At 38.9% G+C, this 11,857-nt stretch carries 11 protein-coding genes; 4 read left to right on the top strand and 7 right to left on the bottom strand.

The genetic code is table 11. From position 1 onward, the window contains the following. The first annotated feature begins 13 nt into the window (after positions 1 to 13). Both H5159_RS18830 and H5159_RS18825 read left to right on the top strand, forming a co-directional pair. Positions 14 to 1,066 carry an aldo/keto reductase gene (locus H5159_RS18830; RefSeq protein WP_182780828.1) on the top strand — a complete coding sequence of 351 codons (1,053 nt, stop codon included), beginning with the start codon at positions 14 to 16 and terminating at the stop codon, positions 1,064 to 1,066. Between the two features lie 117 nt (positions 1,067 to 1,183). Next, on the top strand, positions 1,184 to 2,107 hold the full coding sequence (locus H5159_RS18825) for an ABC transporter substrate-binding protein (protein ID WP_149602191.1): 924 nt from the start codon (positions 1,184 to 1,186) through the stop codon (positions 2,105 to 2,107). Here H5159_RS18825 and H5159_RS18820 read toward each other — a convergent pair. The 6 genes from H5159_RS18820 to H5159_RS18795 all read right to left on the bottom strand — a co-directional run bounded on the left by H5159_RS18820 (position 2,058) and on the right by H5159_RS18795 (position 8,538). Next, positions 2,058 to 2,678 (bottom strand): fumarylacetoacetate hydrolase family protein, encoded by a 621-nt coding sequence (locus H5159_RS18820; protein ID WP_182711480.1) that lies wholly within the window; start codon positions 2,676 to 2,678, stop codon positions 2,058 to 2,060. The two genes, H5159_RS18825 and H5159_RS18820, sit on opposite strands and share 50 nt — an antisense overlap. A gap of 332 nt (positions 2,679 to 3,010) precedes the next feature. Beyond that, positions 3,011 to 4,978 (bottom strand): hybrid sensor histidine kinase/response regulator, encoded by a 1,968-nt coding sequence (locus H5159_RS18815; RefSeq protein WP_039485072.1) that lies wholly within the window; start codon positions 4,976 to 4,978, stop codon positions 3,011 to 3,013. A 10-nt stretch (positions 4,979 to 4,988) separates the two neighbouring features. Beyond that, positions 4,989 to 5,450 (bottom strand): response regulator, encoded by a 462-nt coding sequence (locus H5159_RS18810; RefSeq protein ID WP_039485075.1) that lies wholly within the window; start codon positions 5,448 to 5,450, stop codon positions 4,989 to 4,991. Next, positions 5,451 to 6,935, bottom strand: coding sequence for an ATP-binding protein (locus H5159_RS18805; RefSeq protein ID WP_154903470.1), 1,485 nt, complete (start codon positions 6,933 to 6,935; stop codon positions 5,451 to 5,453). Positions 6,936 to 6,973: 38 nt separating this feature from the next. Next, positions 6,974 to 7,183, bottom strand: coding sequence for a histidine kinase (locus H5159_RS18800; RefSeq protein ID WP_039485081.1), 210 nt, complete (start codon positions 7,181 to 7,183; stop codon positions 6,974 to 6,976). A gap of 14 nt (positions 7,184 to 7,197) precedes the next feature. Further along, the gene (locus H5159_RS18795) at positions 7,198 to 8,538 is read right to left on the bottom strand and encodes a sigma-54 dependent transcriptional regulator (protein ID WP_039485084.1); all 1,341 of its coding nucleotides are present in this window, start codon (positions 8,536 to 8,538) and stop codon (positions 7,198 to 7,200) included. Positions 8,539 to 8,772: 234 nt separating this feature from the next. On the opposite strand from H5159_RS18795, the gene H5159_RS18790 reads away from it, so the two are divergent. Next, entirely contained in the window at positions 8,773 to 9,288 is a 516-nt protein-coding gene (locus H5159_RS18790) for an NUDIX hydrolase (RefSeq protein ID WP_182716784.1), read from the top strand. A gap of 216 nt (positions 9,289 to 9,504) precedes the next feature. After that, entirely contained in the window at positions 9,505 to 10,881 is a 1,377-nt protein-coding gene (locus H5159_RS18785; protein WP_182720831.1) for an NAD-dependent succinate-semialdehyde dehydrogenase, read from the top strand. 158 nt (positions 10,882 to 11,039) lie between these two features. On the opposite strand, the gene H5159_RS18780 is transcribed toward H5159_RS18785, so the two are convergent. Further along, positions 11,040 to 11,387, bottom strand: a complete 348-nt coding sequence (locus H5159_RS18780) for a hypothetical protein (RefSeq protein WP_182737394.1) — start codon at positions 11,385 to 11,387, stop codon at positions 11,040 to 11,042. Between the last annotated feature and the right edge of the window lie 470 nt (positions 11,388 to 11,857).

Raw genomic sequence — 11,857 nt, 5'->3', positions numbered from 1 at the left:
TTAAGGAATTTTTATGCAATACAACCCACTAGGTAGCAGTGGCGTAAACGTATCTCGAGTGTGCCTAGGGAGTATGACTTGGGGTAAACAAAATACTCAAAGCGACGCTGATGAACAAATAGCCTACGCGCTAGAGCAAGGCGTAAACTTTATTGATACAGCCGAAATGTATGCTGTGCCTCCTTCGCCAGAGACCTATGGTAAAACCGAGGAGATTATTGGCGACTGGCTATCGCGTAATAAACAAAAACGCAGCGATGTGGTACTAGCTACAAAAATTGCAGGCAATGGATTGTCGTGGGTACGTGATGGCGGCAATATTACTCGCCAAACAGTAATAGAAGCCGTGGATGATTCACTTAAGCGACTTCAAACAGACTACATTGATTTATATCAACTACATTGGCCAAACCGCTCTACCCCTCACTTTGGCAGACAATGGCCCGGCACTCTTAAATTTACCGACGTAAATACACAAGAGCAACAAGCTAGTATGCTTGATATTCTAGAAGGCCTTAATGCATGTGTTAAAGCAGGTAAAATTAAACACTGCGGTTTATCTGACGATACGCCATGGGGTATAAGCCAGTTTTTAAGTTTGGCCAAAGAGCATAACTTACCGCGTATGGTATCTATTCAAAATGAGTTTAGCTTAGCGCACGCTAAAGACTGGCCGTATTTAATAGAACAATGTGTACACGAAGATATTGCCTACTTACCGTGGTCGCCTTTAGCAGCCGGTTTATTAACGGGTAAATACCTAAACGGTGCTCGCCCAGAAGGTTCTCGTTGGACCTTCATGCAGCGTAACGGTATTTTTAGAGATACACCCAATGCAGAGCAAGCAACTAAGCAGTATGTTGAGCTCGCTCATGCAAACAATATTACTCCAGCACAACTAGCCTTAGCATGGTGTAACCAAGTAGATGGCGTAACTTCTTCAATTATTGGGGCAACATCTATAGCTCAACTAAAGGAAGATATAGACGCATTTAGCATAACGCTAAACGACGAAATTCTTAGTGAGATTAACACCATATTTAGAAACCATCCGATGCCTTATTAAGCATGTATGAGTTAAAAGCAGCCTTGAATGAGGTTGCTTTTAAACTAAAATATTTGACCCTACTACAACCAACACTATACTTTTATTAAGTTTTCTTAATTCAACGAACACTTATCAATGCTGAAAAACGGATACTATGCATTTTGCTTATTAATTGTATTCAACGCGCACGCCGTTGAGCAAAAAGTACAACCTCTAGAAGAGATTATTTGGCTGCAAAGTTACACGCCCCCTTTTCATATAGCTAAAAGTGAAAGCGCACCACAAGGCGGTATTTGCGACAACCTAACCGAGCAACTCATTAGAACCATAACTGATGTAAAACATACTCGCTTAATTGTTCCTCAGCAGCGTATAAATAAATATTTAAATGAAGGGAAAAATGTATGTTTTCCGTGTGTTATTTATAAAAAAAATAATAACCAACAACTTAACTACTCAAATCCAACAACGGTATATCCCCCATTTTCAATTATCACGACTAAAGAGCTAAAGCCGCAATTAGAAGAAAAGCACGGCTCGCCTATTCACCTTATTAATTTATTAACCGACCCGCAATATGTATACGGGCAAGCGGCTGCACGTAAATTTACAACTAAAATTAATACAATTATTGAAAATACAAAACGAGATAAAGAGTCTTCGTTAAGTTGGAGTAGCGAAAATGAAAGTCAGGCTGTTATAGCACGCTTGAGTCACGGCTTTTTAGACTACTCAATTGATTACCCGTTTATGGCTGATTACTTTAATAAACAAGGGGAGTATACGAATATAGAAAGTGTGCCAATTGCAGAAAATGACATTCAATTTATAAGAGGAGCAATAGGCTGTGCGGCTAAAGCACCTAATAATTTTGCAGAGCAAGCCCTTAAAAAAATTAACCGCGCATTAAAAAATAATGTACTTCAATCGCCTGAGTATCAACAAAGTCAGCATAATTGGCTTAAAACCACCTTTACTGACTTTGATAAACACTACCAACAGCAAGTCATTAATTTTTACTTACTTGCCACTGATGCTCAAGCAAACACTGATCATTAGCATAAAGCGCCACTGCAAAAATACTTTTAGCTGTTACCTCACCTACGCCCGACGGTGTACCTGTCATTATTACATCACCGTCTTCTAAGCTCATAAATTCACTAATTTCTTGTAAAATTGAGTCAGGGTTGTGCAGCATAAAATGAGTATCACCTCGCTGAATCACTTCATTATTAATTTTAAGTTCAAAGGTAAAGTGCTTCATTGCATCAGTTAGCGCTACAAAATCAGTTAAAATTACAGAGCCGTCGAACGCTTTAGCGCGCTCCCATGGAAGCCCTTTATTTTTTAATTTACTTTGCGCAGTACGCTTAGTTAAATCAAGGCCGAGTCCAACACCTGCAAATTTTTTATCTTTAACTACAAAACATAGCTCGGTTTCATAATGCAGCGTATCGCCGTTGTGAGCTGCAAATAACGTATTAGTAATTGCGCTATTTGGCTTATTAAATAAAACCATTTGATCTGGCGTTTCGTTATTTAGCTCTGCAATGTGTGCGGTATAATTACGACCAACACACACTACTTTTGATGGTGTTAATTCTTCAGATACTAACTTTATTGAATGCATATAAATAATGTCTCAGTTATTGGACCTGTTGACCTTTCAGGATTAAAGTTTGTTCAATCTAGGGGCTATTTAATCGCGGCGCGAGATTTGTAACCTAGTGGGCTCGATAACTGCTCCTGCGTTATTCTACTGACTTACATCCCTGTAAGAATAAGTAAAAACCGAGCAACAAAAAGTAAATAGCCCCTGGACAGAACCCTTCGGGCAGCGCATATTTGGCATTTGTGCTACGTTATCGCCTATTTATGGGGAATAACCACACTACATAGACTCAGCCTTGCCTAAATACCAAATAAACTGCTGCAAATTTAACCTCGAAAGATAAACAGGCCCTAGCTAATAAGCGTTTCAAGTAAGCTCAAATTAATAGGTTTAAGTAAAACTCGGTCAATATTTAAATCTTTTATTTCTCTTGGATCTGGCTCTGCGCCACTTACAATCACTAAACGTAATTCAGGGTATCGTTCATTAATTTGCTGGCCTAAGTCAACGCCACGACCATCAGGTAAATGCATATCTAACAATACCTTATTAAATTGCTGGTCGTGATTAAGTATTTGCAAACATTGTGCGCAGCTAGACGCAATGACGGTTTCAACGCCTAAACTTTCTAAAAGTAGTTGCGTAATTTGCGCTGCATCATGATCGTCTTCCACAAGTAAAAAGCGCTGCTTTTTCTCGGTTAAGCCATTACTACAATTTATATCTTTAGCTTGCGGTGCATGCTCTGGCGCTACCAAGTAATCTTGCAAACATTGATATAAAGCCGCGCTATCAACAGGCTTTGGTATTACATCGTTAAAACCAAGTGCAGCAAGCTCCTCATGTATGCCTTTCATCGTAGCGGCAGTGAGCGCAATTATTGGGCCTTTGTAGCCCATTTTTCTAAGCTCTATGGTGGCTTCCTTGCCGCCCATTACAGGCATATGAATATCAATAAAAATAATATCGTAAGGCGCTTTATACGCATCTGCTATGCGTACTTTTTCAAGTGCTTGCTGGCCATGTTCGGCATAATCTACGCGCGCACCACAGGTACTGATCATATGACCAACTAGCATGCGTAAATCACGTAAATCATCAACCACTAACACTCGCCCATGCACTTTGCATGGAGCCGATTTACTTTGTAATTGTGGGGCACTACTAAAATTAAGTACTTGTCGTTCTACTTCGCTAATATCACCTGGATATACCGAAATCGTAAATGTAGAACCTTTGCCTATTTCAGAGTGCAAACTAATATCACCGTGCATACGCGCTAACAATTCAGCACATATTGCCAAACCTAAGCCTGCGCCACCTACAGAGCGTGATTCTACATCGGCTATTTGTTCAAATGGCTTAAATATAAGTTCTTGTTTTTCAGGGGCAATGCCCATACCTGAATCTTTAATGCTAAAAAATAGCATTTCGCGATCATCAACCCATTGCGTCCACGCATTAACAACAATTTCGCCTTTATCGGTAAATTTAACCGCATTGTTTATTAGATTTATTAAAATTTGACGAACTCTTGTTGCATCCAGTCGTGCAACCAAAGGTAATGGCTGATGTGATTCAAAGCGCAGCGTAAGGCCCTTATCAAGCACCGATACGCGCATTAGCGTGTATACATCGGCAAGCATGCTATCAAGGTTAACTTCGCTTAGGGTAAGTTCAAGTTTATCGGCAGCTATTTTAGATAAGTCGAGCACGTCGTTTAACAAGCTCAATAAGTGTTTACCATTTCGATAAATAACACCCAATTCATTTTCAGCTTGCTGACTAAAATCGCTCTGCATTAACAGTTCGGTGTAGCCTAAAATAGACGATAGAGGAGTACGTAACTCATGGCTCAAATGAGCTAAAAATCGATCTTTTGAACGGTTTTCGGCTTCAGCTTTTAAGCGTTCTACTCTCTCGCCTTCAACATCTTTACGTGCCAAAGCATAACGAATAGCACGCGCAAAGCGGCTCGAACTCATTTCTGTTTTAATTAAGTAATCTACTGCACCGGCATCAAGCGCCGCCGAGTCTAACTCGTCGTTTGACTGCCCGGTAAGCATAATAATGGGACCGCTAAAGCCATTGGCAATTGCTTCTTTTAATACATCTAAACCATTCGATGCACCCAAGCGGTAATCAAGCAGGCAAATGTCGTGCTCATTTTTACTAAGCGTTGCAATTGCCTGCTCTGGAGAGCTTATCCATTGAATGTTAAACGTGTGTGAATCCAATTGGTCCAGATAGTCGCAGGTGAGTATGTAATCATCTTCATCGTCTTCTACAAGCAGCAACTGAGTCACTTTATCTAACATACAATCTCCATTAATCGTTAAATGTTGTCGGTAGCTCTACAAATTCTACCCAGTATTTTCCTAGCGTTTTCATCAAATCAACCAAACCATCAAACGTTACTGGTTTTGTAATGTAAGATGCAGCACCTAAGTTATACCCTTTAACCATGTCTTCTTCTTGTTTAGACGTAGTTAATATAACAACCGGAATTCCCTTTAAGTTAGGGTTTCCTTTTATAGCTTCAAGCGCTTCACGGCCATCCATTCTAGGCATATTTAAATCAAGTAATATAAGTCCAGGACGCGGCGAAACTGCTTTGTCTTCAAACTTACCTTTACGCTCTAAATACTCAAGCAACTCAACGCCATCTTCAACAAAATGAAGCTCGTTAAGTACACGACTTTCAGCAAGGGCATCTTGTGTTAACAAACGATCATCTTCATCGTCGTCTGCCATTAAAATAGTAATCGGTTTTACTTTTGAATAGGGCATTTAAGCCTCTCCTTGCAATGTGAAAAGCTCAGCTTCCACAGGTAGTTTTATAATAAAGGTTGCACCTTCACCGTCTTTACTTTGGGCTGTAATTGTTCCGCCGTGGCGCTCCACAATACGCCTACATACAGAAAGGCCAATACCCGTGCCTTTATATTGTGAGCGTCCATGCAAGCGCTGAAACGGTACAAATATTTTATCGGCATATTCTTGTGAAAAACCAATACCGTTATCTTCTATGGTAATAACTTGAAAACTTAAATGAGTATTATGATCAGAGCTGAAAATATCTTCATCTTGATAACTGATTTTTATGTGTGGGTTTACGTCGGGACGCCTAAATTTAACAGCGTTCGACAACAAGTTTAAAAACAGCTGCTGCATTTGGCTTTTATCGGCCTGAATAACTGGTAAATCATCTACATCAATTTGTGCTTCAGACTCTTTTATCGCAATCTCTAAATCACTTAATATATCAGCTACAACTTCATTTAAATTCGTGTCATCAAAATCTTTACCACGCGTTGTAATTCGCGAAAACTCTAATAAGTCGTTAATCAAGTTAGACATACGCTGCGCTGCATTTTTCATGCGCCCAATGTAATCCATCCCCTTTTCACCCAATTCATCTTTAAACATGGTTTCAAGACGGTCGCTAAAGGCTTGGATTTTTCTAAGAGGTTCTTGTAAATCATGGCTTGCTACAAAAGCAAACTCTTCAAGCTCTCGGTTACTACGGCTCAATTCATCTGAATATAATGTTAGCTCTTGTGTCCGCTCAGAAACCTTCATTGCTAATGTTTCGTTTTGTTTTTCAAGCTCAAAACGATATTGTGCTGCATTTCTTAAATTAAGGCGCGTCATAATAAACATACCAATAATCAGTAACGCACTCGTTATTGCTGTTATAGCGAATGTAATTTTAGCTTCATTTTTAATCTGTGCTAATTTAGAAAAATGGCTTACTTTAAAGAGTAATTCACGGTCTTGAATTTCATTAACATACTCTCTAATTTGCTTATAAAGCTTTCTTCCTTTATGCGTATTTAATACATACAACGCACGTCTTTCTTTGTCATCTAGCGCAAGGTTTACAGTTTGTTTTAATTCTTTAATTTTACTATCTACAAGAACTAACAACTGGGCTATACGCTCAGCTTGACCGTCAATCTCAGAGTGAAGCGACTTGACATGATCTGTTTGCGCTTCAATTTGGCCTACAGCATCGTAGTACGGCGTTAAATAGTCAGTCTCTTCTGTCAATAAATAACCACGCTGCCCAGACTCAGCCTGCACTATGGATAGATGCAGCTTCTCAATTGCAGTGGTTAGCATGCTAGTGTTGTCTAAACTTTTTTGGGTTTGTGTTAAGCCTTGAATCGTATTCAATGCTAAAAATGCGTTGCCCACAATAATACCTAGCACAACCACCATAAATGTTGCCCAAGTGATATTCGCTTTACCTTGCTGTTTTTTCTTGCTCATTTAGCTTCCCGAATTAAAGTTTATACAACACTTAATATTTATTGAGAGTCTGATATTTTTTGCAAACTTTCGCTGCACTGTTGGCAATTATTGATAATTTTATCAAGTGCATCTAACGCTTTTTCTTTTGGCATATCGTTTTCAAGTACCAATTTAATCAGCTCAGCATTCATCGAAATACGATTTAGCGGCCCTCTTGCATCGTGTACTAATTTATTGAGTTGCTCTGTTTGGTTATCGGATGTCATGCCCTTCCTCAAATCTATTTATATTCGCCAATACCGCCATATGCATTAAGGCGGTTATAAAGTGTTTTAGTACTAATACCAAGCATTTGTGCAGCAAGCGTTTTATTACCTTGCACCTTATCAAGCGTTGCATGAATAAGTTCTTTTTCAACTTCTTCAATTGTTTGCCCTGCTGATACAGGCTTTTCGGCAGCTTGATTATTAACGCGCGAAAAGGGTGACTCTAAGTTATCAGGTAAAATGATGTCGCTGGTTTGTGGGTCGCTCATAATAAATGCACGGTGTATAGCATGGCGGAGCTCTCGCACATTACCCGGCCATTCATAGCTTTGCAGCTCTTTGAGCTGTGCGGCAGTCCAACTAAAGGCAGTGCCGTTTTCGTCATTAAGTTGATCTAAAAAGGCTTTCGCTAATAAAGGTACATCTTCTTTTCTATCGCGAAGTGGCGGTATATCAATAGGAAAAACAGCCAACCTAAAGTAAATATCTTCACGAATAACATTATTTTGTGCCAAATCGGTAAGCGAGCGGTTAGTAGCTGAAATAACACGGCAATTGGTTGGTATTTCTCTGTTACCACCTACGCGTGTTACCTTTTTAGTTTCAAGCACTCGCAGTAAATTTGGCTGCATATCAATTGGCATTTCAGTTACTTCATCTAAAAACAAAGTACCGTTATTTGATTGCTCAAATACACCTTCTTTACGTGCAATTGCGCCTGTAAATGCGCCTTTTTCGTGGCCAAATAACTCACTACCAATTAACTCTTTTGAAAGTGCGCCACAGTTGCTAGCAACTAATGGCCCTTCGCACTGGCTTGCGTTATGAATAGCTTGAGCCACTACTTCTTTACCTGCACCACTTTCACCCATAAGCATCACGTTAGCATTTGTTTTAGCTACGCGTTCAATCATGTTGTAAAGCTTTTGCATTGGCTCAGATTCACCAATTAAACCGCCAAAGTGGCGTACAATACCGCTCGACTTTGCTTTTTTAACTGCTTTTTTAGGGCCATTTAAAACGAGTTCTAAATCTTCACGTTGTAATGGTTTTAATAAATGCCCTACATTTGGCTCACACATATCAGCTAAAATACCTTTAACTGAAGGATGGCCCGAAATAAGTGTAATTTTTGGAGATTGCCCAATCGTTTTTAAGTGATCAAGTAAGTGCAAACCGCTACCATCAGGCAGCATAAAATCAAGCAGCACATGATCAAAGGCATTATTTTCAAACCATTGATGTGCTTCTTTTAAACTGGTAGCTGTGCTTATATTGTGGCCGAGGAATTCGACTATGTGGCAAACAACGTCACTAAATTCAACGTCGTCATCTACTAAAAGTATGTCTAACATGATAAATCCCTATGCTTTTTTCTTATTCTACGCATCCTTGATATTAATTTAAAGGTGCGCCCAGAATCTAATTTTTAAAATAAACTTAAGCGATTAAATGCTATTAATGTTACCAACCTAACATTTACGTATGCTGAAAAAAATCGATCACAAATTATGATTAATAATTAAAATCGTTTCTATTTATAGAATGGTAGCAACTATTATTATTAAAAACCTAAAAAAGGAGACGAAATGCAGCAATTAAAAACCTTAATACATTCAGGTATTAATATTGACCAAGGTACTCAATTTACACGCTTAACAGCTCGCGCCATTGTAATTAAAAATAATAAAATACTTTTAATGTATACAAACCGTTATGAAGACTACAGCCTACCCGGCGGTGGAGTAGATGACGGCGAAAGTATTGAGCAAGGCTTAATTCGCGAACTAAGCGAGGAAACCGGTGCACAACAAATAAGTGTAGTTGAAGCTTTTGGACTCTATGAAGAGTATCGCCCTTGGTATAAGGACGATTTTGATATTATTCATATTAAATCGTATTGCTTTGTATGCAGTATAGCCGACGAGTTTGGCAAAGCGCAGTTAGAGCATTACGAGCAGCAAAATGGCATGACAGCTAAATGGGTTGATATTAACGACGCAATTGCACATAACGAGCGCACCATTGCTAACAGTGAAAAACAAGGGCTTTCTATTTTACGAGAAACTTACTTATTAAAGCGCATTGCAAAGGAGCTAATATAAAGCTCTGTATTTGCCCCAGAGGGTGTTGTAAATTTTGCAACGCCCAGAATATTTTACTGCCTCGAGCACCTCAATTTTTATATTTAAAAAATCCTCCTTCAGCAAAAATATAAATTTACTTAATAAAATCAGATGGATAAAAACAAAATCAACTTTTTATAAAAACTGGCTCTAGCCTTGCACCTTTTAAATAACTAAATTTGTAAGGAGATAGAAATGAGTAACACAGTTAAAACGATTAATCCCGCAACTGAGCAAACCATTGAAACCTATACACTACTTTCTCAAAAGGAAGCAGAACAGGTAATCGAAAAATCTCACGAAACATATTTAAAATGGCGATTAACGTCATTCACTGAACGTGCAAAATACCTTAATAAGTTAGCCTCACTCTTTGAAGATCAAAAAGAAGCTATTGCAAAACTCATGACCGAAGAAATGGGTAAAGTTTACGAGCAAGGCTTTCAAGAAGTTGAACTATGTGCAGGAATTTGTCGTTATACAGCCGAACAAGGCCCACAAGTACTTGCTGACGAAGAACGTGATATGGACGGCGGCCGCGCAATTATCAGCTACCAACCAACAGGTGTACTATTAGGCATTCAACCATGGAACTTTCCGCTTTATCAGGTAATTCGCTACAGTGCTGCTAACATCATGGCGGGTAACACAACCGTATTAAAGCATGCTGGTAATGTATTTGGCATGGCTGAAAAAATAGAAGAGCTATTTAAACAAGCTGGTTTCCCAGAGTATTGCTTTAACAATCTACTTATCGACGGCAAAACAGCCAGTTCTTTAATTTCGCACAAAGCAATTAGCGGCGTAACCTTTACCGGTAGTGATGCGACAGGTAAAAAAGTAGCAGAAGAAGCAGGTAAATACGTTAAGAAAACAGTGTTAGAGCTTGGTAGTAACGACGCTTACTTGGTACTTGATGACGCAGACCTAGAGCTTGCAGTTAAAACCTGTGTAACCGGGCGCATGATCAATAACGGTGAAACGTGTGTTTCAGCTAAACGTTTCGTTGTTGTAGAGTCACTTTACGATGACTTTAAAGCGCAAATTAAAGAGCAATTTGAAGCCATGAAAATGGGCGACCCAATGGCAGACGACACAGACTTAGGTCCAATGGCACGTGAAGACTTACGCGACGGGATTCACGACCAAGTAATGGAATCAGTTAAAGCAGGTGCAAACATAGTAACGGGCGGCGAAATACCTTCGCAAACGGGCTACTACTACCCACCTACTCTACTAGATAACTTAGCCCCTGGTATGCCAGCCTATGACGACGAATTATTTGGCCCAGTAGCTTCGCTTATTAAAGCCAAAGACAACGACGATGCAATGCGCATCGCTAACGACTCTCGCTACGGTTTAGGCGGCGGTATTTTCTCTAAAGATGAGAAAAAAGCCATTGAACTAGCTAAAAAGCACTTTGACACAGGCATGATCAATATTAACGGCTACGGTTTAGCACAACCTAACCTACCGTTTGGTGGTGTTAAAGAAAGTGGCTACGGCCGAGAGCACGGCGGCTTTGGTATGCGCGAATTTGTGAATATCAAATGTATTATGATCAATAGCTAATTTAGCCTTAAATACTAGTACATTAAAAAACCTAAAAGTGGGTAACCGCTTTTAGGTTTTTTTAACTTTAAAATTAGATTACAGAAGAGCTTAGTCTTTACTAAGTTCAAACCACAAAGCAACTAAACAGTAATAACTGTAAATGAGCAGTTTGCTTTTTAATCATTATCAATATAAAAGAATAATATAATAAATTCAGAGGCACTAATTGCAGCTAGCTGCATTATCAGCAAAAACATAATACCAATCCCAGCTTGAGGGTCAGGTTCAATACCAAAGACAAGTACTGCCGCTAAAGTAATAGTAAGTAATGCAGCTATAATTCTAATAAAAATGAGCCGTTTATTTTTATAGTTTTTAGCGTTAGCTAAAAAATATAGAAGCAAATAAGGCAACAGTATAAACGCAAAGCCAATTTCAGTTGGCATCCAGTACTTAATAGCAACAGCAACTAAAGATAAAACAGCAAGCGCCTTAACTGGGTAGTACATTTTTTTATAATTCACATGCTTTCCTTTGCACGCAGTGCTTTATTAGCACCAAATAAAATATTGCCGAACAATATAAAAACTTTAACTATGCAATGCAATCTATTTCACTAGACTTAACCTGACAGGCAACAATGAGCGATAAGCGGTCATTGAGATTGGCCAAATATCGTCGTGAATTGATTGGTAAGGCTGCTCTTTGCGCATATATTCATGAAAATGAGCGCTGAGCGCATATTGTTCTATTTATCTTTTCTTTAAAGTTTCAGAAACTTAGTAATAGTAATACCTTAAACTATTTGTTAAAACTATATCATTCAGAAAAATGAGCGTGACGTCGGCAGAAATATGCGCGATGAGCGCACTATTAAATTGTTGAACTAAGCCGCTACGCGGAGATCCTATTCTGACCATTTGAGCCACACTTACCTTGGGGTTATCCCATATTTGGAGGTAAGTAATGAATACACTCATTGAACAAGTCAAAA

Origin of the sequence: Pseudoalteromonas sp. SG43-1, assembly GCF_014164415.1 — a bacterium.
Classification (GTDB): Bacteria; Pseudomonadota; Gammaproteobacteria; order Enterobacterales; family Alteromonadaceae; genus Pseudoalteromonas; species Pseudoalteromonas distincta.
Note: the sequence above shows the minus strand (reverse complement) of the source record. Positions and strands in the feature narration are given on the sequence as shown.